Origin of the sequence: Paraburkholderia hospita, assembly GCF_002902965.1 — a bacterium.
Lineage (GTDB): Bacteria > Pseudomonadota > Gammaproteobacteria > Burkholderiales > Burkholderiaceae > Paraburkholderia > Paraburkholderia hospita.
This window is the reverse complement of sequence record NZ_CP026107.1, coordinates 1,533,415-1,554,678: the sequence shown is the minus strand read 5'-3', so window position 1 is coordinate 1,554,678 and position 21,264 is coordinate 1,533,415. Positions and strand designations below refer to the sequence as shown.

22 protein-coding genes and 1 pseudogene are annotated in these 21,264 nt (G+C 62.9%); 20 read left to right on the top strand and 3 right to left on the bottom strand.

The features are described 5' to 3' along the window. Window positions 1–137: 137 nt before the first annotated feature. Together C2L64_RS40255 and C2L64_RS40250 are read left to right on the top strand one after the other, a co-directional pair. Window positions 138–542 (top strand): DUF3331 domain-containing protein, encoded by a 405-nt coding sequence (locus C2L64_RS40255; RefSeq protein WP_007579357.1) that lies wholly within the window; start codon window positions 138–140, stop codon window positions 540–542. Window positions 543–772: 230 nt separating this feature from the next. Continuing rightward, on the top strand, window positions 773–2,239 hold the full coding sequence (locus C2L64_RS40250) for an HDOD domain-containing protein (RefSeq protein ID WP_007579359.1): 1,467 nt from the start codon (window positions 773–775) through the stop codon (window positions 2,237–2,239). Window positions 2,240–2,279: 40 nt separating this feature from the next. Here the strand turns inward: C2L64_RS40250 and C2L64_RS40245 are convergent, their stop codons facing one another. The 3 genes from C2L64_RS40245 to C2L64_RS54305 all read right to left on the bottom strand — a co-directional run bounded on the left by C2L64_RS40245 (window position 2,280) and on the right by C2L64_RS54305 (window position 4,806). Beyond that, a complete protein-coding gene (locus C2L64_RS40245; RefSeq protein ID WP_007579361.1) occupies window positions 2,280–2,963 on the bottom strand; it encodes an HAD family hydrolase in 684 nt (227 codons plus the stop codon). Between the two features lie 105 nt (window positions 2,964–3,068). After that, the gene (locus C2L64_RS40240) at window positions 3,069–4,232 is read right to left on the bottom strand and encodes a porin (RefSeq protein WP_007579363.1); all 1,164 of its coding nucleotides are present in this window, start codon (window positions 4,230–4,232) and stop codon (window positions 3,069–3,071) included. 352 nt (window positions 4,233–4,584) lie between these two features. Further along, a complete protein-coding gene (locus tag C2L64_RS54305; protein ID WP_165778986.1) occupies window positions 4,585–4,806 on the bottom strand; it encodes a hypothetical protein in 222 nt (73 codons plus the stop codon). On the opposite strand from C2L64_RS54305, the gene C2L64_RS40235 reads away from it, so the two are divergent. The 18 genes and pseudogenes from C2L64_RS40235 (at window position 4,747) to C2L64_RS40150 (ending at window position 20,839) form a co-directional block, all read left to right on the top strand. Continuing rightward, complete coding sequence (locus tag C2L64_RS40235; protein ID WP_007579366.1) at window positions 4,747–6,150, top strand: MFS transporter; 1,404 nt, start codon at window positions 4,747–4,749, stop codon at window positions 6,148–6,150. The genes C2L64_RS54305 and C2L64_RS40235 overlap by 60 nt on opposite strands. Before the next feature lie 56 nt (window positions 6,151–6,206). Then, the gene (locus tag C2L64_RS40230) at window positions 6,207–7,007 is read left to right on the top strand and encodes an N-acyl homoserine lactonase family protein (protein ID WP_007579368.1); all 801 of its coding nucleotides are present in this window, start codon (window positions 6,207–6,209) and stop codon (window positions 7,005–7,007) included. Window positions 7,008–7,021: 14 nt separating this feature from the next. Then, window positions 7,022–7,807 (top strand): SDR family oxidoreductase, encoded by a 786-nt coding sequence (locus C2L64_RS40225; protein ID WP_007579370.1) that lies wholly within the window; start codon window positions 7,022–7,024, stop codon window positions 7,805–7,807. Continuing rightward, window positions 7,797–9,182 (top strand): MmgE/PrpD family protein, encoded by a 1,386-nt coding sequence (locus tag C2L64_RS40220; RefSeq protein ID WP_007579372.1) that lies wholly within the window; start codon window positions 7,797–7,799, stop codon window positions 9,180–9,182. The genes C2L64_RS40225 and C2L64_RS40220 overlap by 11 nt, the downstream gene beginning before the upstream one ends. Window positions 9,183–9,212: 30 nt before the next feature. Continuing rightward, on the top strand, window positions 9,213–10,136 hold the full coding sequence (locus C2L64_RS40215; protein WP_007579373.1) for an NAD(P)-dependent oxidoreductase: 924 nt from the start codon (window positions 9,213–9,215) through the stop codon (window positions 10,134–10,136). A 44-nt stretch (window positions 10,137–10,180) separates the two neighbouring features. Further along, on the top strand, window positions 10,181–10,507 hold the full coding sequence (locus C2L64_RS40210; protein ID WP_007579374.1) for an NIPSNAP family protein: 327 nt from the start codon (window positions 10,181–10,183) through the stop codon (window positions 10,505–10,507). A gap of 12 nt (window positions 10,508–10,519) precedes the next feature. Then, window positions 10,520–11,407, top strand: coding sequence for an NAD(P)-dependent oxidoreductase (locus C2L64_RS40205; RefSeq protein ID WP_007579375.1), 888 nt, complete (start codon window positions 10,520–10,522; stop codon window positions 11,405–11,407). Between the two features lie 19 nt (window positions 11,408–11,426). Next, the gene (locus C2L64_RS40200; protein ID WP_007579376.1) at window positions 11,427–12,854 is read left to right on the top strand and encodes an aldehyde dehydrogenase family protein; all 1,428 of its coding nucleotides are present in this window, start codon (window positions 11,427–11,429) and stop codon (window positions 12,852–12,854) included. A 124-nt stretch (window positions 12,855–12,978) separates the two neighbouring features. After that, window positions 12,979–13,374: a carboxymuconolactone decarboxylase family protein gene (locus tag C2L64_RS40195; RefSeq protein ID WP_007579377.1), complete on the top strand. Its 396-nt coding sequence runs from the start codon at window positions 12,979–12,981 to the stop codon at window positions 13,372–13,374. Window positions 13,375–13,427: 53 nt separating this feature from the next. Next, a complete protein-coding gene (locus C2L64_RS40190) occupies window positions 13,428–14,777 on the top strand; it encodes an MFS transporter (RefSeq protein ID WP_007579378.1) in 1,350 nt (449 codons plus the stop codon). Window positions 14,778–14,799: 22 nt separating this feature from the next. After that, window positions 14,800–15,729 carry an NAD(P)-dependent oxidoreductase gene (locus C2L64_RS40185; RefSeq protein ID WP_256211295.1) on the top strand — a complete coding sequence of 310 codons (930 nt, stop codon included), beginning with the start codon at window positions 14,800–14,802 and terminating at the stop codon, window positions 15,727–15,729. After that, on the top strand, window positions 15,726–16,121 hold the full coding sequence (locus C2L64_RS40180; RefSeq protein WP_007579381.1) for a cupin domain-containing protein: 396 nt from the start codon (window positions 15,726–15,728) through the stop codon (window positions 16,119–16,121). Before C2L64_RS40185 ends, C2L64_RS40180 begins: the two co-directional genes overlap by 4 nt. Before the next feature lie 46 nt (window positions 16,122–16,167). Then, the gene (locus tag C2L64_RS40175; RefSeq protein WP_007579384.1) at window positions 16,168–16,959 is read left to right on the top strand and encodes a carboxymuconolactone decarboxylase family protein; all 792 of its coding nucleotides are present in this window, start codon (window positions 16,168–16,170) and stop codon (window positions 16,957–16,959) included. Between the two features lie 7 nt (window positions 16,960–16,966). Next, entirely contained in the window at window positions 16,967–17,155 is a 189-nt protein-coding gene (locus C2L64_RS40170; protein WP_238554562.1) for a hypothetical protein, read from the top strand. 136 nt (window positions 17,156–17,291) lie between these two features. Then, complete coding sequence (locus tag C2L64_RS40165) at window positions 17,292–17,972, top strand: GntR family transcriptional regulator (protein ID WP_007579388.1); 681 nt, start codon at window positions 17,292–17,294, stop codon at window positions 17,970–17,972. A gap of 599 nt (window positions 17,973–18,571) precedes the next feature. Then, window positions 18,572–19,522, top strand: a pseudogene (locus C2L64_RS40160) (outer membrane protein assembly factor BamB family protein); the annotation flags it as partial. Further along, a complete protein-coding gene (locus C2L64_RS40155) occupies window positions 19,522–20,151 on the top strand; it encodes a c-type cytochrome (RefSeq protein WP_007579391.1) in 630 nt (209 codons plus the stop codon). The pseudogene C2L64_RS40160 and the gene C2L64_RS40155, both read left to right, overlap by 1 nt. A 55-nt stretch (window positions 20,152–20,206) precedes the next feature. After that, the gene (locus C2L64_RS40150; protein WP_007579393.1) at window positions 20,207–20,839 is read left to right on the top strand and encodes an ankyrin repeat domain-containing protein; all 633 of its coding nucleotides are present in this window, start codon (window positions 20,207–20,209) and stop codon (window positions 20,837–20,839) included. Window positions 20,840–21,264: the final 425 nt, after the last annotated feature.

The window sequence follows — 21,264 nt, the reverse complement described above, 5'->3', positions numbered from 1 at the left end:
GCCTGCCGATCGTCAGATCAGGCGTGAGTGTAACCGAGCGTCCGGAAGGGGGCCGCAGTGGGCCTCGCGGCACATTCGTTTGACACGCACGCCCGGCGGCGCTACGATCTCGATATTCATCACGTGTTGAATTAATCATGTCAGAGCGCATTTGGATCGAAGAGCATGCCGATGTCTGGTGCCGGACTGTTGTGGCGATCCGCAACTTCGACGTCACGCCGGACCCCGTCGAAACCCCGCGCCCACCGCGCCAGGCGCGGCGCAGGCCGCGCACGGCCGCATGCTGGGACGGGCGAAGCCAGCCGACCGTGCGCGTGCTCGACAAGCCGACCGCGCAGACGCTGACGGTTTCATGGTGCGACGCGCGCACGGGTCACTACGGCTATCAGACATGGCGCGTGAACATCGCGCGCCGGGCCGGACAATGCGTGCTGACGGGCCGCACGATCGCTGCAGGCGAAACCGTTTACTGCCCGCGCGCGAACGGCACGCCTCCGGGTAATGCGGGCGCGATGATCGTCGCGTCAGGCGTCGATATCTGATGGCTCATAGGGCGTTGAAAGCCGCTTGTGGCGCCCGGCCAGGGTGGAATGTCGCGCAATGGAGACACGGAAAGACTTCGAAATAATGCGCAATCGATGCGCAATCACGCAACAGGCCGACGGTTTGCAGGCTGTCTGAGACTTGCCGGCACGATGATGGACGACGGGTTGTGTTTTAATCACGGGTACTGTGGTTGTCTTTCAACGTATCTGTTCTCCATCACCATCAGATGTCCCCCGTCGTCAAGTCCGAACTGCTGGAAAAACTGTGGGCGCGCATGAGCGAGCGCGGGGATTTCCCGATGCTCTCACAGGCGCTGCGCACCACCGTGTCGGCGATGAATAACGACGATCTGGACTTCACGTCGCTCGTGCAGGTCGTGCTTTCGGATGTCGGCCTCACGCAAAAGGTGCTGCGGCTCGCCAATTCGGCGATGTATGTCGCATTCGGCGGCAATATCACCACCGTGACCCGCGCGCTGATGGTGCTCGGCATGGATACCGTCGGCCATCTCGTGGTCGGGATGAAGATCGTCGATCACTTTCATCACAGCGCGCCGCACCGGATCGACGCGAAGCTCGAACTGAACCGCGCGCTGCTATGCGGAACGGTTGCGCGGCGCATCACGGAAGGCGTCGATCTGCGCGTGGCGGAAGAAGCTGTGGTGTGCGCGCTGATGCGTCAGGTGGGCAGGCTACTGGTGGCGTTCTATCTGGAAAGCGAATGGGACCGGCTGCGCCGCACGGCGGCGACCGACCAGATCGACGATAGCGACGCGTGCGCGCAACTGCTCGGCGTGAGCTTCGAGGACATTGGCAGCGAGGCGGCGCGCCGCTGGCGCCTGCCGGAAACGATCTCGGCGGGGATGCAGGCCATCGGCGCGGGATCGGACGAGCCGCTCTCGGAGCATGTGCGCTGGCTGCGGGCCGTCAACAGCTATTCGACGGAAGTGGCCAACCTGCTTGTCACCCAGCCGCCGGGCGACGAACTGGAACGCTGCCTCGCCGAACTCGCGAGCCTCTATAGCGACGCGCTGAGGATCGATGCGGGCAGGCTCGACGCCCTGAGCGCCGCGTTGATCGACGAAGAAAGCAATGAAGGGCTGATGCAGGAGATTTCCGAACTGCGCGCGCATGCCGATGCGATCGTGCGCACCGGGAAGTCCGCGCAGGCACGTCTTTCGGCAGGTCTCGAAGACTTGCGCGCGCTGCCGTCGAGCAAGGCGCTCTTGCCCGTGCTGACGCTCGCTTCCGAAACCATTCTGGCGGGCCTGTCGATGTCGCGCACGCTCGTGTTCGTGCGCCAGGCCGACGCGCGCTATCACGCGCGCATCGGTTTCGGCCCCGACATGGAACGCATGCTGCCGACGCTCAATTTCGGCGCGGGATTCCAGCCCGACGTGTTCCATCTGGCCATTGCGAACCCCGTCGGCATCTTCATCGAGAACGCGCGCGAGCCGCGTATGGAAGCGCGTCTGCCGGACTGGTTCAAGGCGCATCTCGCCGATGCGCAGGCGTTCGTGCTGCTGCCCGTGAAGGCCAACGACACCACGGTCGCGCTCGCTTACGGCGACTGGACTGACGTGCAGGCCGTCCACAAGATCACGCAACCCGAAATGGCGATCCTCAACGAGCTGACGCGTGAGCTGAGCCGTTTCTTTTTCGGCGCGAATCTCGAAGAAGCTGAAATGCTTTGAGCTTGCCGTGCGCGACGCGAGCGCGTCGACGCAAAGGCGTTCAGCGTTGCCAGCCCGCCAGCAGTGCGGGCAAGTGCGCCATCTCTTCGAACACGTCGGCGACGCCGACGGCTCTCAAGGCTTCTTTCGAGCTGTGGCCTTTTTCGCTGGGACTGTAGCCGAACACGGTCGCGCCCGCCGCGCGGCCTGCCGTGGCGCCCGTCACGGTGTCTTCGATCACGGCGCAACGTGAAGGATCGACGCCGAGTCCCGCGGCTGCGGCGAGATAAACGTCCGGGTGCGGCTTGTTGCGCGGCGTCTCTTGCCCGCTGAAGATGCGTCCTTCGAAGTCGTCGAGCAGGCCGGCTTTCGCGAGCTGCAAGCGTAGCTTGACGCGGTCCGCGCCGGATGCGACGGCGATCTGTCCATCGAGCCGCGTATGCAACGCAGCGACGGTTTCGACAATGCCTTCGATCGCCGTCACTTCGCGTTCTAGCGCAGCGTTGCGGCGGTCGCGGAACGTTTCGAGCCAGGCGGGCGTGATACGCACGCCCGTTTTCGCTTCGATCAGCGGCGCCTCGTCCATCACGGTCTTGCCGACGAAGATCGACATCGCTTCGTCGACAGTCAGACGCCAGCCCAGTTCGCCGAGCATCGCTGCCAGCACGGTGTTGGTGATCGTCTCCGAATCGACGAGTACGCCGTCGCAGTCGAATAACACGGCGTCGAAGGGAAAAGCAGACATCGCGGTCCTTTGTGGGTCGGTCAAAACCCGTAAGGGTACCGCGATTGGAGACTGGATGCGCTGATGTGGCCGCGCGCCTTCGGCGCAGCGGCCACCATCACACGATCAGAAGCGGTGGCGCAGACCGACGCGCGTCACGAACTGCGTGTTCGCGCCCGCATTGCCGATGAACGACGAAGACGAGCCGATCTCAGCCTGCACGGGCACGTTGCGGCCCGCCACGACGTTGCTGCCCGACGCCTTCTGATAGATCCCCAGCAGGTAGACATCGGTGCGCTTGGACAGCGCGTAGTCGACCGAACTGTTGATCTGATGCCACTTGCCTTCGAAGCGGTCATCGAGCTTCGAGAACGTGTAGCCGAGGCCCGCCGACAGCGCGGGCGTGAAGCCCCAGCGGCCGCCGATTTCATAGTTGTTCAGCTTCGACGATTCGCCCGTCAGCGGCTCGAACTTCGTGTGCGTCCAGTTCGCGAACACGAGACCGGAAGCGATCGCGTAGCGCGCGCCGATGCCGAAGGTTTCGAGGTCACGCAGGCCGAGCGTGTTGACGTTAGCGATGCTCACGCTGAACGCCGGCGTCGCGCCATTCGGGAAGCGGATGTTCGTGTACGCTGCGCCGATGCCGAACGGACCCGTCGCATAGTTCGCGCCGAAGCTGTACGTGCTCGACGAGCCTTGCGCGCCGCCCGTGCCCGTCGTGGTCGGCGTGCCGGCGAACTGCGTCGAATTCGAGAAGCCGTACATCGCGCCGAACGTGAGGCCCGCGAAGTTCGCGCTGCTGAACTTCACTGCGTTGTTGATACGGCTCGACGTCAACTGGTCGAGATCGTTGATGTGATACGCGTAGTTGCCGGCGGGCGTCTGGCTGCCCATCGTGTAGTTCGCACCGATGTAGTCGGTCGAGAACGAGTACTGACGGCCGAAGGTCACCGAGCCGATGCCGTCCTTCGCCAGACCCACGAATGCCTGACGGCCGAACAGCGCGCCGCCCTGGCCCGACGTGCCGTCGCCCGTGCTGAAGCCGCTTTCGAGCACGAAGATCGCCTTCAGTCCGCCACCGAGGTCTTCCGTGCCGCGCAGGCCCCAGCGGCTGCCCGATGCGACGCCGTCGCCGTATTTGACGAGACTGTCATGTCCCGTCGAAGTCGCCACCTTGTTTGCGTACGTGATACCGGCATCGAGCAGGCCGTACAACGTGACGCTGCTTTGTGCCTGCGCAACGATGCTGAAACTCCCGAGAGCCGCTGCGGCCAGGATGGTCTTTTTCATTCTCTTCCTTCTTGTAGTGAATGCCTGCGCGCCCGTTGGCGGCGAGCACGCGGCATGGTCTGAAAACGTACTGCTAAAGGCGGCACGAAATGTCAAATCGAGCAGGGGCCTCATGCGTGGGCGCACGATTTCGCGTTTCGATGCCGGTGTAATCCTGCTGGCGCGGCGTGCTATGCGACAGCCGCGTGTGTTGCTGACGTCCTGTCTTCCAGTTTTCGTGGAGCGGACGGACTGCTTGAAGCACCGCTGGACCGGGGTCCGGCAGTACCGTTGTAATCCGTGGAATATAACGAGATGTCAGCGGACAGTAAACGTTTGTGAGGTGAGTTGTAGCCTTTTGTCCACAAAAACGTCATGGGCGGATCAGTGAACGAATTTGAATCGTCTTCTTGACGGATTGTATGACAGGAATATAATCCAACCCATCGACCGGCCGCCTGCGTTCCGAAGCAAAACGCAACACGGAATGCCAAAGCGGGCGCACAAAAAACGCTAACGTCACGGAGACAGCCTCATGCAGATGGATGCCAGTATCGGAGCGCGCCTGGACAGGCTTCCTTTGTCCGGCTTCCATTGGCGTCTGCTGGGCCTGATCGCGGCCGGCATGTACTTCGATTCGTTCGACATCTATATCGCCGGCACGGTCCTCGCCGCGATGATCCACAGCGGCGAATCCACGCTGAGCCTCAACGCGACGTTCGTCTCCGTCACCTTCGTCGGCATGATGACGGGCGCGTGGCTTTCCGGATTGCTCGGCGACCGCTTCGGGCGCCGCTTCTGCTATCAGTTCAATCTCGGCATCTACGGCTTCGCGTCGATTGCCGCGGCGCTCGCGCCGTCGATCTACTGGCTGATCTTCTTCCGTCTGGTGATGGGCGTCGGCATGGGCGCGGAGATCGTCGTCGGCTATGGCACGCTGAGCGAGTTCATTCCCGCCGACTGGCGCGGCCGCTTCGGCACCATCCTCAATCTGATCATCAACACGTCGCTGTTCCTTTCGACCTTCCTTGGCTGGCTGATCGTGCCGCAATACGGCTGGCGCTGGATGTTCGCAATCGCGGGATGCGGCGCGCTGTTCGTGTGGTTCCTGCGCAAGTCGATGCCGGAGTCACCGCGCTGGCTCGCGTCGCGCGGACGAGGCGACGAAGCGCGGGAGATCGTCGAACGCATCGAGACGGCGTGCGGTAACGCAGTCAGTTATCCGGTCAACGCGCCTGAGCCCTCCACGCGGGAGTTCTATTCGAACGACACGGGCCGTCTCGGCGATCTGTTCTCGCGCCGGCTGCTCACGCGCACGATCACGGCCATCACGGTTCTCGTCGCGCTGTTCACGGTCAACTATGCATTCGTCAGTTGGATACCGACGTTCCTCGTCAAGCAGGGACACAGCGTTTCCAGTTCGCTCGGTCTGACAGCCGTGATGTTTGCGGGTGGCCCGATCGGCTCGCTGATCGCTTTTGCACTCGCCGAGCACCTCGGCCGGAAGTGGGGCATCGTATTGTTTTCGCTCGTGTGCGTGGCCTTCGGCGTTGCCTATCCGTTTGCGCAGTCGGCGGTTGCGATCACGGCGCTTGGGTTTGCCATCACCTGCTGCATCTATGTGTTGTCGTCGTTCAGCGTCGCGACGTATGTGCCCGAACTGTTCCCGACGGAACTGCGCCTGCGCGGCTCGGGCCTCGCGAACACGGTGGGCCGCGCGGTCAGCATCGTCGTGCCGTATGCGGTGGCGAGCGCGTTCATGAGCTTCGGCATTGCCGGCGTGCTGACGCTGATCGTCTGCACGCTGCTGATCCAGGCGCTGATCGTCGGCGTGCTCGGCCCGGAAACGAAGCAACGTTCGCTCGAATCGATCGCCGCCGACGCCGGTGTCGCGAGCGCGGAAACCATCGAGGGCGGCGCGACAGCGGCCATGAAATAACCGCCGCGCTGCATACGCCGCGACGGATCACTGTACAAACCAAGGACACTCGAGACATGTCATCGCCCACTGAGAACTACCGTATCTATGCAGTCAAGTACGCGCATTTCGAGCGCCGTTCGCGCGACAACTTCATCGGCGGCGATTCGCATGATGTGCCGATGCCGCTCGATTACTTCGTGTGGGCCGTGGTGGGCGAATCGCGCACCTTCATCGTCGACACGGGCTTCGACCAGGCAATGGCCGACAAGCGAGGTCGCACGATCACGAACACGGTGGAGCGCGGCCTGAAGCAGATCGGCATTCGCGCGGATGACGTCGAAGACGTGATCATCACGCACATGCACTACGACCATGCGGGCAATAGCTCCCTGTTTCCGCGCGCGCGTTATCACCTTCAGGATCGCGAGATGGCGTATTGCACTGGGCGTTGCATGTGCCATCACGCGTTGAGTCATCCGTTCGAGCCGGAAGACGTGAAGTCCATGGTCGGCCGTCTGTTCGATGGGCGCGTGCAGTTTCATGACGGCGCTTCGGAGATCACGCCTGGACTGAGCGTGCATTGGGTCGGCGGACATACGAACGGCTTGCAGGTCGTGCGCGTGCATACGGAGCGCGGCTGGGTCGTGCTCGCGTCGGATGCGTCGCATTTCTACGCGAACATGCAGGAGCATCGGCCGTTCCCTGTTGTCTACAACGTCGGCGACATGCTCGAAGGCTATGAGGCTGCGCATCGGCTGGCCAGTTCGCCCGAGCATGTGATTCCGGGCCACGATCCTGCTGTGCTGACGCGTTATCCGTCGCATGATCGCGAGACGGAAGGCTGGATCGTGCGTCTCGACGCACAAGCGCGCTGAGCGGGGCGGCACTCATGATGCTGAAAGGCAAAGGCGCTTTAGTGACAGGTTCGTCGAACGGCCTGGGTCTCGCGATGGCGCGTGCGCTCGCGGGCGCAGGCTGCGACATCGTATTGCACGGACTCGAAGCGCCGCAGCAGATGACACAGACCACGGACGAACTGGCGTCCGCGTTCGACGTGAACGTCGCGTACGTGCAAGCGGATCTCGCGACGCCAGCAGGCGTCGATGCTTTGATCGGCGCCGCGCGCGAACGCGTGAAGACACTCGACGTGCTGATCAACAATGCCGTCGTACGTCATTTCGCGGATATCGAATCGTTCCCGATCGAGCACTGGAACAACGCGCTCGCGGTGAATCTGACGGCCGCATTTCGCGCGATTCAACTGACCTTGCCCGGCATGCGCGAGCGCGGCTGGGGACGCATCTTCAATATGACGTCGGTGTACGGCGCGCGCGCTGTCGCGAATCGCGTCGATTACGTGACGACGAAGACTGCGCTCCTCGGGCTCACGCGCTCGGTGGCGATCGAGACGCTGAATCACGGCATCACATGCAACGCGATCTGCCCAGGCTCGGTACTGACGCCGAACATCGACGGACGCATCAACGCGTTGATGGACGAGAGCGGACTGAATCGCAGCGATGCAGTGCGCGAGTTCCTCAAAGGCAAGCAACCGACGGGCGAACTCGTCGAAGCGGCGCATGTCGGCGAGATGGTCGTGTTTCTGTGCGGCCCCGCGGCGAGCCAGATCACGGGCGCGATGATGCCGATAGAAGGAGGCTGGCTTGCAGGCTGATTCCATCGACGCCAACGCATTGCGCAGCGGCGTATTAACTCGCTCCCTTGCACGCTTCGTCGCCGGCACGCAGTGGCGCGACTTGCCCGCCAACGTGCGCAACGAAGCGAAGCGCTCGCTCGTCAATTACTTCGCGGTCGCGCTGGCAGGCTCGCATGACCCGACGCTCGACAAAGCCGTCAACGTCTATCAGCGTTTTCGCGCGGATGAAAACGCGAGCATCGTCGGACGCAGCGAGCGCACGGACATGCTGAACGCAGCCGCGCTCAACGCGATGAGCGCGAACGTCTACGACTTCGACGACACGCATATTCCAACCATCATTCATCCGACGGCACCCGTCGCGGCGGCGTTGTTCGCGCTTGCCGAGTCGCACGCGATGAGCGGCGAAGCGCTGCTGCTCGCGTTCGTGCTGGGCGTCGAAGTGGAATGCCGGATCGGCAATGCAGTCTCGCCGGAGCACTATCAGCGCGGCTGGCACATCACGTCGACATGCGGCGTGTTCGGCGCGGCTGCAGCCGTGGCGAAGGCGCTTGAACTCGGTGAACAAAACATTGCGTGGGCGCTCGGCAATGCATCGGTGCAAACGGGCGGACTGGTCGAAACGCTCGGCACGATGTCGAAGAGCATCAGCGTCGGCAATGCGGCGCGCAATGGGTTGCTGTCCGCGCTGCTTGCAGAAGACGGCTTTTCGGGCCCCGACGCGCCGCTCGAAGGTGAGCGCGGCTTTCTGCGCGTGACGGCGTCGCAACCGGACTGGAGCGCGCTCACGCACGATCTCGGGCATGAGTGGGAACTGCTGAAGAACACCTACAAGCCGTATCCGTGCGGCGTCGTGTTGAACCCGGTGATCGAAGCATGCCTCGATCTGCGGCGCGACGCGCGCTGGTCGCTCGACGATATCGAACAGATCGAATTGACGGGCCATCCGCTGCTGCGCGAGCGCACCGACCGGCCTGGCGTGCGCACTGGGCGCGAATCACAGGTCAGCGCGCAGCATGCGGTCGCCGTGGTGTTGTCGCGCGGCAAGGCTAGCCTCGATGAGTTCAGCGATGCCGCCGTCGCCGATCCGTCGTTCCGTGCGCTTGGAAACCGCCTGCGTTTCATCGATAACGCGTCGTGGCCCGTCGAATCCGCGCAGGTGACGATCATTCTGCGCTCGGGCGAACGCGTCACGCATCGCGCGCATGCTGCGCGCGGCAGTCTCGCCGCGCCACTCGCCAACGTCGAGCTGGCCGACAAGCTGCATCAACTGGCCGCGTATTCACGCTCGGGCGTCGATGCGCAAACGTTGATCGATAGATTATGGAAGTTCGAGACCGAGCAGGACGCGGCCGCAGTAATGCGTCTCGCGCGTGCTCGCGGTTCGAATTGAATCGGAATTTTTTCATTCACGAGGATTGTCATGTCGAGTAGTCAGGCATCAAGTCAGCAACGCGGGCCGTCGCTCGGTTTCGTCGGCGTCGGCACGATGGGCCGGCCGATGGCGCGGCGGCTGATCGAAGCGGGGCATACGGTGATCGTGTACGACCGCGATGAAGCTGCCGTTGCGGAACTCAAGGCGGCGGGCGCGCAAGTTGCCGGGTCGGTGCGCGAAGTGGCCAACAGCGCGCGCATCGTCTTCACGAGCCTGCCCACGCCCGCGATCTTCAAACAGGTCGCGCTCGGCGACGGCGGCCTGATCGACGGCAGCGCGATCAAGGTGCTGGTCGATCTGTCGACGGTCGGCTCGCGCATCGAAAAGGAAGTGGCAGAAGGGCTGCTCGCAAAAGGAATCGAAACCGTCGATGCACCCGTGAGCGGCGGCGCATCGGGCGCGAAGAAGGGCACGCTCGCGATCATGGCGGCGGGCAACCCCGTCGCGCTCGAAGAAGTGCGCGGCCTGTTCGAAGTGCTCGGCAAGGTGTTCGTCGTCGGTGACAAGGCGGGGCAAGGGCAATTGCTGAAGCTGCTGAACAACATGTTGTCGTCGACGGCGTTCGCGATCACCTCCGAGGCGTTCGTCGCGGGCATGCGCGGCGGGCTCGACCCGGAAGTGATGATGTCGGTGATCAATGCGGGCAGCGGCAAGAACGGCGCGACGCTCGACAAGTTTCCGAAGCACGTGCTGCCTGGCACATTCGATTTCGGCTTTCCTGTCGGCAGCGTCTGCAAGGACATCGGTCTTGCCGTCGACGAATGCCAGGCGCTCGGCGTGCCGATGTGGGTGGGCAGCGTCGCGCGCCAGATGTGGAACTACGCCGCGATGCAGGACGGCGCCGCGCGCGATATGACGGAACTCGTCAAGTACGTCGAACGCTGGTCGTCGGTCGACGGCCTTGAAGATTGAAGCAGTACCGAATCGAACACACAACACGAAACACGGAGAACACCATGATCGTTGAAATGCGCATCTATCACTGCGCGCCGACGCGCCTGCCGGCCTTGCTCGACCGCTTTACGACGCACACGCTCGGTTTCTTCGAGAAGTACGGCATCCAGCAGATCGGCTTCTGGACCACGCTGATCGGTCCGAGCAATCACGCGCTCACGTACATGATCCAATGGGAAAGCCTCGCCGCGCGCGAGCAGAAGTGGAACGCGTTTCAGGCCGACGCCGACTGGATCGCGACGCGCGCCGCGACGGAAGCGCAGCGTCCTATCGTCGAGCGCATCGAAAATCATTTCCTGACGCCGACCTCGTTCTCCGCGCTGCGCTAGGAGACGGATGCCATGACACAGAAGAAGCGCATCGGTTTCATCGGGCTCGGCATGATGGGCGCGCCGATGGTGCAATGCCTCGTCAACGCGGGCTTCGACCTGTACATCGACGACGCGGATGCAGCGCGCGCCGACACGCTCGCCACGCAAGCGGGCGCGCAGCGTTTGACTCGCGACAACGGCGCGTCGCTCGAAGCATTGATCACGATGCTGCCGAACTCGGACATCGTCGAAAGCGTGCTGCTCGGCGGCGGCGCAGAGGGTTGGGCGAACCGGCTCGCGAAAGGCGCCGTCGTGATCGACATGAGTTCATCGGAACCGGAACGTTCGCGCAAGCTCGGCTCGATGCTCGAAGAACGCGGCCTCGCGTATCTGGACGCGCCCGTATCCGGTGGCGTGAAGAAAGCGAAGGAAGGCACGCTGGCGATTCTCGTCGGCGGTCGTTCGGAAGTGCTCACGCAGTGCATGCCTGTGCTCGAAGCGATGGGCCAGAGCATTTTGCATATCGGCGGCGCGGGCTCGGGTCATGCAGCGAAGGCGCTGAACAACTACGTGTCGGCGGCGGGACTCGCGGCGACCGTCGAAGCGCTGCTCGTCGCGCAACGTTTCGGCATCGAGCCGGACGTGATGACGGACGTGCTGAACGCTTCGTCGGGCCGTAGCAATACATCGGAAAACAAGGTCAAGCAGTTCATGCTGAGCGGCACGTTTGCCTCAGGCTTCGCACTGCAATTGATGAACAAGGATCTGAAGATCGCCCATGCGCTCGCGCAGTCGGTCGGTTATCCGATGACGCTCGGAGACACCGTCACGGCAGTGTGGGGTGAAGCCGCGCAACGTTCGACGCCCGCCACCGACCACACCGAAATGTATCGCCTGCTAGATCGCGATGCGCTTTGATTCTGGACAGGAACCTGCCATGTCACATGCAGCGCAGTTTTATATCGACGGACGCTGGGTCGAACCCGTATCCGCCCGCTGGTTCGATATCGTCGATCCAGCCACTGAAGCACCGTTCGAGCGGCTCGCGCTCGGCAATGCGCAAGATGTCGACCGCGCGGTCGCTGCCGCGCGCCGCGCGTTTCCCGCGTGGTCCACGACGAGCGTCGCGGAACGTGTCGCGTTGTTGCGGCGCGTGCTGCAGATCTACGAACGCCGCTACGACGAGTTCGCGGAAGCGATGCGCCGCGAGATGGGCGCGCCCGTCACGTTCGCACGCAATGGGCAGGCGGCGCGTGGTCCCGCGCATCTGAATGCGCTGATCGACGTGCTGGAGCGCTTCGAATTCGAAGAACAGCGCGGCAGCACGCGCGTCGTGCTCGAAGCGATCGGCGTGTGCGGGTTGATTACGCCGTGGAACTGGCCCGTCAACCAGATCGTCGTGAAGATCGCGCCCGCGCTCGCGGCCGGTTGCACGATGGTGCTCAAGCCGAGCGAGTATTCGCCGCTGAGCGCGCTGCTGTTCACGGAAGTGCTCGACGAAGCGCAAGTGCCTGCCGGCGTGTTCAATCTCGTCAATGGCGATGGTCCGGGTGTGGGCGAGGCGATCGCGAGTCATCCGGATATCGACATGGTGTCGTTCACGGGCTCGACGCGCGCGGGCGTGCTGGTCGCGCAGTCGGCCGCGCCGAGCGTCAAGCGCGTCGCGCAGGAACTGGGCGGCAAGTCCGCGAACATTCTGCTCGACGACGTCGATCTCGAAGAGGCCGTCAAGCGTGGCGTGGCTGCGTGCTTCGTGAACTCGGGCCAGTCGTGCTCGATTCCGACGCGCATGCTGGTGCCGCGTCATCTGATGAACGACGCCGCGCAGATCGCGAAGCGCGCGGCGGAAACGTATCGCGTCGGACCGACCGACGATGCTTCGACGCAACTCGGCCCGCTCGTCAACCGCAACCAGTTCGAGCGCGTGCAGGCGTTGATCCAGACGGGCATCGACGAAGGTGCGCGGCTTGTGACAGGCGGCGCGGGCTTGCCCGAAGGCATCGACAAAGGCTATTACGCAAAGCCGACCGTCTTCGCGGACGTCACGCCCGACATGACGATCGCGCGTGAAGAAATCTTCGGGCCGGTGCTGTCGATGATCCCGTACGACAGCGAAGCGGACGCCATCGCGATTGCCAACGGCACGGACTATGGTCTCGCAGCCTACGTGCAATCGGCGGATATCGCACGCGCCCGCAAGGTGGGCCGTGCATTGCGTGCGGGCGGCGTGCATCTGAACTATCCGCCTGCCGATTTTCATGCGCCGTTCGGCGGCTACAAGCGTTCGGGCAATGGCCGCGAGTGGGGCGAAGCGGGTTTGCGCGAGTATCTGGAAACGAAGGCGATGGTTGGTTACGGCACGTAGTGAGTCAAGGCGGCCAAAGCGGCCAAAAAATTTTGCACGTTTATATTGTCCGACAATCATCGCGTCAGGCAGTCGTAACGCGCGAAGCAACTGAACGGGTTGAAGCAACAGAGAGGACCTCAAGATGGAAAGCAACGAACGTTTCGAAAAAGGCTTTGAAAACCGCAAGGAAGTGCTTGGCGCGGGGCATGTGGAGAAGTCATGGGCCAATGCCGACGACTTCAACCGGCCGATGCAGAAGTTCGTCACCGAGAGCTGCTGGGGCGATATCTGGGGCGACAGGACGCTGTCGTTCAAGACGCGCAGCATGCTGAACCTCGGCATGCTGACGGCAATGAGCCAGCATCACGAACTCGCCGTGCACGTGAAGGGCGCGCTGCGCAACGGCGTAACGAAGGACGAAATCCGCGCGGTGCTGATGCAGGCGGCTGTGTATTGCGGCGCGCCGCTGGCGCTGGCTGCGTTCCGCGTCGCGACGGAAGCGATCAAGGCGTATGAAGCGGAGACTTCGGCGGCTTGACGCAGCAGATAAACCACGCACCACGCGGTGCCGACAAAGAATTGGAGACTACGATGAAAACCCTCACTGCGACCGACATCGCACAGTCCGAAGGCGAGCAATCGATAGAAACGAAAAGACGCAATGCCATCAAAGGCGCGTTCTTCTCCGAGTACATCGACATGTTCGATATTTACCTGCCCGTCGTCGTGCTGTCGCCGGTGCTCGCGTTCTTCCAGCCGCCGCATCTGTCGAGCGGCATGGAGACGATACTCGCGTCGCTGGTGTTCATCACGACGCTGCTCGGGCGTCCTATCGGCGCGCTGCTGTTCGGCATGATCGCGGACCGTATCGGGCGCCGCAAGGCGTCGATCTGGTCGGTGTCGGGCTTCGGCGTGGTCACGCTGCTGATCGCGCTGCTGCCGGGCTACGAGAGCATCGGCATCGCGTCGTACTGGGCGCTCGTGCTGCTGCGCTTCGTCGACGGGATCTTTCTGGGCGGCGGCTACACGGGCGCGATGCCGCTTGCCATCGAGTATTCGAAGAAAGCGCAGCGCGGGTTTGTCGGCGGTTTCATCATCGCGGGCTTTCCTGCCGCATACGTGTCGATCAATCTCATCGCGATGCTGATGTTCGCGCTCTTTCCGCTCAACGGCATGAACTCGCCGTACGCGCAATGGGGCTGGCGCATTCCGTTCGTGCTGGGTGCCGTGCTCGCGGGTATTCTCGCGCTGTACTACGTGCACAAGGTCGCCGAATCGGAGATATGGAAGAGCGAAGCCGCCGACAAGGGCAATCAGCCGGAAAAGCTGCCGCTCTCCGACCTGCTGCGCGGCAAGAGCGGACGCAACCTGCTTCAGGTGCTGGTCATGATGACGGGCTTCTGGCTCACTCAGAACATCATCACGATCTACCTGCCGACGGGCCTGCTCGTGAAGACGCTGCATCTGACGGGTTTCCAGATGACGTCCACGCTGATGATCACGTACTTCGTGCTGTTCTTCAGCTATATCGGTTCGGGGCTGATTGCGCAGTCGATCGGGCGGCGGCGCTTCTTCGTGATCGTCGGCCCGCTGATCGCGACGGTCGGCGCGGGGCTGCTGTATGTGCTCGCGAACGTCGACGGATTGTCTCTGCCGACCATCATCGCATTGGTCTGCGTGCTCGCCGTGCTCGTCACGTCGCCGTGGGGCGTGATCGTCACGTACATCAACGAACGCTTCGTCACCGATGTGCGCGCGACGGGCTTCGGCGTCGGCTTCAGTCTCTCGGTGATCATCCCGTCGTTCTACGCGTTCTATATGAACTGGCTCGGCGCGTTCATGCCGTTGCGGATGACATCCGTGGTGCTGTTGTGCATCGGCGGACTGATCGGCGCGGTCGGCGCGATGATGGGACCGGAAACGAAGGACGTCGACTTCTGACGAATCAACTGACTGCAAGGGAATAGCGGAAATGAACAAGGAACGGATCGGATTCATCGGTCTCGGCAACATGGGCGGCCGCATGGCGCGACGTCTCGTCGATGCGGGCATTGCGGTGCTCGGTTACGACACCGCACCTGAGCGCGTGAAGGCAGCGGGCGCGCAGGCCGCGGCTTCGGTCGCGGACGTGATGAAGTTCGCCGACGTCGTGATGATGTCGTTGCCGGACAGCAAGGTCGTCGAGGCCGTGGTCGAAGGCGAAGGTGGTGTGCTCGCGCATTGCCGTGCGGGACAGATCGTGGTCGATCTGAGCACGGCGGCGGCAAGCTCGACGATACGGCTCGCGCGGCGCTTCACGCAATGCGGCGTGCAGTATGTCGATGCGGGCATTTCAGGCGGCGCGGCAGCAGCGGAGAAAGGCACGTTGACGCTGATGGTCGGCGGCGACGCGAGCGCGGTCGAAGCGCTCGAATGGGCATTCGCGCCGATCAGCTCGAAGGTCGCGCACATGGGCGAGAGCGGCGCGGGCCACACCACCAAGCTGCTGAACAACTTCCTCAACGCGGTGAGCCTCGCGGCGAGCGCGGAAGTGATGGTGGCGGGCAAGAAGGCCGGGCTCGATCTGCATCTGCTGCTCGATGTGCTCAACAGCAGCAGCGGCGTGAACTTCGCAACGCTGAACCGCTTTCCGAAGATCGTCGACGGCGATTATCTGGAAGGCGGGCTGACGGGCAAGCTGATGACGAAGGATGTCGTGCTGTACGTCGATCGCGCGCGCGAACTGGGCGTGGTGTCGCTGAATGCCGCGGGGCCGCTCGCGAGCTTTGGTCTCGGCACGGCGCTCGGCTATGGCGATGTGATCAGCAATCGCGTCGTCGATGCGATTGGCGATGTGTCGGGCGGCGTGCGTCTGTACGACGGGAAGATTCGCAAAGAGGAGAAGCAGGCATGAAGGTATTTCACGGCAGGGCAGAAGGGAAGATGTCGGAACTGCGCGGCGAGACGTTTTCGGGCACGGTGTGGGCCGACCCCGTGATGCCGTCGACGGATGGCGTCACCATCAACACGGTGTTCTTCGCGCCGCGCGGCCGCACGTACTGGCATACGCACGAGCAGGGCCAGGTGCTGCAGGTGACGGCGGGCAAGGGCTGGATTTGCAAGGAGGGCGAAGCGCCGCAGGAAATCCGCCAGGGCGACATCGTGTTCATCGGGCCGAACGAGCGGCACTGGCACGGCGCGAGCGACGGCAGCTACATGGTGCATATCGCGACGTCGATCGGCAAGGCGACGTGGCAGGAAGAAGTGGCCGAAGCGGATTATCCGCAAGGGCTGGTCGCGGGCTGACGCGGCGCGCGCGCACCGCATCATCGTCATCCGAAGGAGCAAGCGAATGAAGCAGGGAGAGCAGCCGGCGCGCGCGCATCGCGAGCCGCAGCAGATCAAGGAAGACTTCGTGCGCGTGCACGGCGTCTGGAATGCCGCATGGGACAGTATGCTTCGTCTCGATGCGGGTTTTGTCGATGCGTACGTGCAGTTCTCCGCAGTGCCGCAGCGCAGAAACCATCTCGATGACAAGACGCGCGCGTTCATCGCGCTCGCCGCCGATGCGTGCGCGACGCAGTTGTATGGGCCGGGCGTCGCGCATCATATCGAGCGCGCGCTCGGGTTCGGCGCGACGCGCGAAGAGCTGATGGAAGTGCTGGAGCTGATCAGCACGATCGGCATTCACACGAGCAATGTCGGCGTGCCCGTGCTGCTCGAAGTGCTCGAAGAAGAAGGCTTGCGCGCGGGACCTGCGCCGCTGGACGAACGCAGACGCGCGCTGAAGGAAGCGTTCGAGAAAAATCGCGGCTACTGGCATCCGACGTGGGAAGGGCTGCTCGAACTCGATCCCGATCTGTTCGAAGCGTATGTCGAGTTTTCTTCGGTGCCCTGGCGCACGGGCGTGTTGAGTCCGAAGATCAAGGAGTTCATGTATTGCGCGTTCGACGCTTCGTCGACGCATCTGTATGTGCCCGGCCTCAAGCTGCATATGCGCAACGCGCTGCGCTACGGCGCGACGGCGGACGAACTGATGGAACTGCTGGAGATCGTCAGCACGACGGGCATTCACGGCGCCGAACTCGGCGCGCCGCTGCTCGAAGCGGCACTGGCAAAGCACCGGATGGCCGTCGATGCATGACCTCACGATGCTGACTCCCAACGCGTGGAATGAGCACGTCACACGTGCTGCGCGGTCGCCTCAAAACCCCGATGCGCGCGTCCGCGATTCTCATTCGACGTTCCGCGCGTTGCAGGTGTTGCCGCTCGCGCGGCTCGCAGCGAACGGCACCGACCACGCGCATGTGCGGGCGGTGGCGATTCTTGGCTACAACTGACGCGCCGTCCTCGGGCAACAACGCGGTACAACAACATCACGCAACAATGAACGCGTTTTATGCGCAATGGAGGACGGAAAACGGCTGGCGGTGAAGTATCATAGCGACTGTAACTTTGTCGGACGGGAAGACAATAATGTCGACTGATATCGGGTTGGTCCGACCTGAGACGCTGCGTCATCAGGTCGAAAACGTGCTGCGGCAGGCCATCATGAGCGGGCGCTTCGCGCCGGGCGCGCGTCTGATCGAGCGCGAACTGTGCGAGTCGCTCGGCGTGAGCCGTACCTCGGTACGCGAAGCGCTGCGCAAGCTCGAAGCGGAAAAGCTCGTGCGCAGCGTGCCGCACAAAGGCCCGATCGTCGCCGTGATCTCGCCGCAGGAGGCGAGCGAACTGTACGCGTTGCGCGGGCTGCTGGAAGGCTTCGCGGCGCACGAGTTCGCAAGGCTCGCCAGCGACGCCGCGATTGCGCAGTTCGGCGAGGCCGCGAAGGAACTGCGCACGCAGGCGACGGCGCAGGACCAGGCGGGCGTGCTCAAGGCCAAGACCGCGCTCTACGAGGTGCTGCTCGACAACTGCGGCAATGCGCTGGTTAAGGAGGTTCTCAATAGCCTCTATTCGCGGGTGAATCTGCTGCGCGCCACGTCGCTGATGCATCCTGACCGGCTGCCGAGCAGCCTGCGCGAAATCGACAAGCTCTACAAGGCGCTCAAGGCACGCGATGCCGACGAAGCCCAGGCACTCGCGCGCCTGCACGTGGCGAACGCGGAGAAAGCCGCGATGCGCATGCTCGGCGAGAGCGACGACGCGCAGGCCTGAGCCTTCCGGATGCGAAGCCGGACGCCGGCTTCGCATCTCTTCGATGCAATGCACAATGCGTGCGTCCACAAGCACGTTATAAAACCGGCACTACGCCGGTCCGTTCGTCAACGCGGCGCGAGCGGCCATCAATCCTCATACGTGAACCAACCTTCAGTTGCGGGGTAATGTGGCGCCAATGCGCTGCCGCGTGCCTGGTAAATCGGCATTGCTTCGTCTACGCTTAATTGAGCCAGACTTGAGGGCGAGAGTGAAGCTGTACTCGCGGAATCTGCGCAGCCGACCCGTCCCGACGAAGCAATCAAACGGTTCCAATTTCAAAGCTTTTGTTGTTTGAGAGGGGTTGCGCGACTGTGCCCGTCCACGCGTTGTCTACGCGCGGACAGCCGCCGCACTCCCGCGCTCGCAAGCTCGAACGATAAAAAGCCGAGAAGACGCTCATGGCCCCATCCCCGCGGTACCTCGCCGTCTTGATTCCCCTGCTGTTCGCCGCGCTCGCATCGCCCACCTCGCGAGCCGCCGACGAAGTGCAGAACACGCCCACCACCACCTCGGCGCCGATGCCGTCGACGTTTGGGCCCGTCAGTCAGGCGCAACTCGACAGCACCGCCGAAAAGAAGCAGCTCGCGGATAAAGGCGGCGACTTCTACAAGACGCTTGGCGGCGGCGTGTGGATGACGCCCGCCATCGACCGCAAGACGCATACGGTGTTTTTCGTGGTCGGCAATCCGTCGCCGGATCTGTATGGCGCGATCCGACCGGGCGATAACCTCTATACGGACTCGCTCGTCGCCATCGATCTCGACACGGGCAAGTACAAATGGCATTACCAGTACGTGCCGCACGACGTGTGGGACCTCGACGCCGTCAGCCCGCCGATCCTGATCGACGTGCGCGACACGAACGGCAAGATGATTCCCGGCGTGATCCACGGTGGCAAGACGGGGCATATCTATGTGCATGATCGCGCAACAGGTCGCCTGATCCGTTTCTCGCAGGCGATGATTCCGCAGGAGAACATGTGGACGCTGCCGACGGCCGAGGGTGCGCGGATGCTGCCGGGCGCGAACGGCGGTGTCGAATGGTCGCCGATGGCGTTCGATCCGAAGACGCGCCTGGCCTACGCGGCCAACCTGCGTCAACCGATGACCTATCAGGTCACGGATGCGCCGTATCCCGGCGGCAGCAAGCTGTGGCTAGGCGGTGCGTTCAAGGTGATTGCGTCCGAAGAGCAATGGGGCAAGCTGTCGGCTGTCAACGTCGACACGGGCAAGGTTGCGTGGGACTTCAAGACGGCGCAGCCGTTGATCGGCGGCGTGCTCGTGACGGGGGGCGGCCTCGTGTTCAACGGCGAAGGCAACGGGCTGTTCCGTGCGTTCGATGCATCGACGGGCAAGAAGCTCTGGGAGTTCCAGTGCGGCGCGGGCGTGAATGCGCCGGCCGTGTCGTATAGCGTGCGCGGCAAGCAGTATGTGGCCGTCGCGGCGGGCGGCAACACGCAACTGGACTTCAAACGCGGCAACACGGTGCTGGTCTTCGCGTTGCCGTGATGACGGGAACCAGGACGTCATCGCTCACCGCGCAGCGCGCAGCGCGTATCGTCACGCGCGCTTGCGCGGTGGTTCTTGTGGGCGGCATCATGTGGCCGCTAGCCGACGCACGTGCCGATGCGGAAGCAGGCAAGACGAAGGCGCAGACCTGCGTGGCCTGTCACGGCCCGATGGGCAATTCGACGGACGCGCAGTATCCCGTGCTTGCCGGGCAGACCGCGCGTTACACGTACCTTCAGTTGAAGGACTTCAAGGAAGGCCGCCGCAAGGACCCGCGCATGTCGCCGATGGCGGCGAAGCTGTCGAAAGATGACATGCAGGATCTCGCTGACTATTTCGCCGCGCAGAAACCGGTGCCCGTCGATTTCAAGGCGGACGGCGTCGCCGTCGAAGCGGGGCGCAAGAAGTCGGCTGCGGAGCTTTGCACGACGTGCCACCTCGGCAACTTCACCGGGCAGAACGAGATTCCGCGTGTGGCCGGGCAGCACTATCAGTACATCGTGAAGCAGCTGCACGACTTCCGTTCCCGCACGCGCACCAACGATGCGGGAAACATGGGCAGCGTCGCGCGCAATCTGACTGACGACGATATCCGCAACCTCGCCGGTTACGTCGCGAATCTGCAGTAACGTCGGGGAGACGATCATCTATCACGCCGTGCGGTATGGGGTGACTGCGTTGTTGATGGCCTGCGCGCTTTGGGTCGCTTCAGGCGCTGCGCTTCCTGCTGCAGCCGAAGAAGCGGGCGAGGTGAATCGCACGCTGCTCGCCGCCGCGAAAGACAGCGACCGCGCAAGCGTGATCGCGGCGCTCGATCACGGCGCGGCCGTCGATGCGATGACGAGAATCGGCGACACCGCGCTGCTCACGGCATGCAAGAAGGGCGACGCCGAGATAGCGCGCACAATGATCGATCATGGCGCGAACGTGAAGCACGCGAACGCGTCCGGCGTCACGCCGCTGATGGCGGCCGCGTATGGCGGCCACGACGGCATCGTCGCGTTGCTGCTCGCGCGCGGCGCGGATCCCCTGGCGACGGATCGCGTCGGCAAGACCGCGATTGAATATGCGGCGGGGCAAGGGCAAACGCAAGTGGTGAAGCAGTTGCTCGACACGGGCATCGACGTGAACCGCCGCTACAAGAACGATCTCACCGCGTTGATGTGGGCCGCGGGCTACGATCGCGCCGATACCGTGAAGCTGTTGCTCGCACGCGGCGCTGACGAATCGCTGAAAGACAATCGTGGCATGACGGCGAAAGATATCGCCGCGCAGACGCAATCGAATCAGGTGGCGAATCTGTTGTCCGCGCATTAATTGCGGCGCGAGCGGTTCTTTATCTGGTTCGTCGAAATACATTCCGATTTAAACGAAAAAACGTTAATTAGCCAATCCGGTTTATCGATTGTTCGATAAAGCATTGCGCGAATGATTTCGACATGATTTTTCCGACCGGAAACAATGGATGCGAACGCAAGTTTCGATCCTATTCACCGCGCATAGCCTGTAAAAACGGGCCTTGACAAAGCCCCGCGCGACCTCCTATTTTTCCTCTGCCACCCTTCATTACCAAATCTTTCCAAAGCGGAAAGCATTAAAGAACCAGTACAACTTACCGGCATGGTTTCACGTTGTGTAATTAGTGATCCGAATTATTAGAATATTCGGAAACCTGTATTAATGCTGTTAGAAACAAGAAAGTTTAATGTCAGCCGCTGTGAGTGCCGACGAGTTCTGCACCG

Excerpts from the sequence above, each read along its gene's own strand:
- C2L64_RS40225 (WP_007579370.1), top strand. The coding sequence starts at position 7,022 with ATGATGCTGAAAGGCAAAGGCGCTTTAGTGACAGGTTCGTCGAACGGC.
- C2L64_RS40250 (WP_007579359.1), top strand. The coding sequence starts at position 773 with ATGTCCCCCGTCGTCAAGTCCGAACTGCTGGAAAAACTGTGGGCGCGC.
- C2L64_RS40180 (WP_007579381.1), top strand. The coding sequence starts at position 15,726 with ATGAAGGTATTTCACGGCAGGGCAGAAGGGAAGATGTCGGAACTGCGC.
- C2L64_RS40230 (WP_007579368.1), top strand. The coding sequence starts at position 6,207 with ATGTCATCGCCCACTGAGAACTACCGTATCTATGCAGTCAAGTACGCG.
- C2L64_RS40255 (WP_007579357.1), top strand. The coding sequence starts at position 138 with ATGTCAGAGCGCATTTGGATCGAAGAGCATGCCGATGTCTGGTGCCGG.
- C2L64_RS40205 (WP_007579375.1), top strand. The coding sequence starts at position 10,520 with ATGACACAGAAGAAGCGCATCGGTTTCATCGGGCTCGGCATGATGGGC.
- C2L64_RS40190 (WP_007579378.1), top strand. The coding sequence starts at position 13,428 with ATGAAAACCCTCACTGCGACCGACATCGCACAGTCCGAAGGCGAGCAA.
- C2L64_RS40170 (WP_238554562.1), top strand. The coding sequence starts at position 16,967 with ATGCTGACTCCCAACGCGTGGAATGAGCACGTCACACGTGCTGCGCGG.
- C2L64_RS40215 (WP_007579373.1), top strand. The coding sequence starts at position 9,213 with ATGTCGAGTAGTCAGGCATCAAGTCAGCAACGCGGGCCGTCGCTCGGT.
- C2L64_RS40235 (WP_007579366.1), top strand. The coding sequence starts at position 4,747 with ATGCAGATGGATGCCAGTATCGGAGCGCGCCTGGACAGGCTTCCTTTG.
- C2L64_RS54305 (WP_165778986.1), bottom strand. The coding sequence starts at position 4,806 with ATGGAAGCCGGACAAAGGAAGCCTGTCCAGGCGCGCTCCGATACTGGC.
- C2L64_RS40195 (WP_007579377.1), top strand. The coding sequence starts at position 12,979 with ATGGAAAGCAACGAACGTTTCGAAAAAGGCTTTGAAAACCGCAAGGAA.
- C2L64_RS40150 (WP_007579393.1), top strand. The coding sequence starts at position 20,207 with ATGGCCTGCGCGCTTTGGGTCGCTTCAGGCGCTGCGCTTCCTGCTGCA.
- C2L64_RS40155 (WP_007579391.1), top strand. The coding sequence starts at position 19,522 with ATGACGGGAACCAGGACGTCATCGCTCACCGCGCAGCGCGCAGCGCGT.
- C2L64_RS40165 (WP_007579388.1), top strand. The coding sequence starts at position 17,292 with ATGTCGACTGATATCGGGTTGGTCCGACCTGAGACGCTGCGTCATCAG.
- C2L64_RS40245 (WP_007579361.1), bottom strand. The coding sequence starts at position 2,963 with ATGTCTGCTTTTCCCTTCGACGCCGTGTTATTCGACTGCGACGGCGTA.
- C2L64_RS40175 (WP_007579384.1), top strand. The coding sequence starts at position 16,168 with ATGAAGCAGGGAGAGCAGCCGGCGCGCGCGCATCGCGAGCCGCAGCAG.
- C2L64_RS40210 (WP_007579374.1), top strand. The coding sequence starts at position 10,181 with ATGATCGTTGAAATGCGCATCTATCACTGCGCGCCGACGCGCCTGCCG.
- C2L64_RS40200 (WP_007579376.1), top strand. The coding sequence starts at position 11,427 with ATGTCACATGCAGCGCAGTTTTATATCGACGGACGCTGGGTCGAACCC.
- C2L64_RS40240 (WP_007579363.1), bottom strand. The coding sequence starts at position 4,232 with ATGAAAAAGACCATCCTGGCCGCAGCGGCTCTCGGGAGTTTCAGCATC.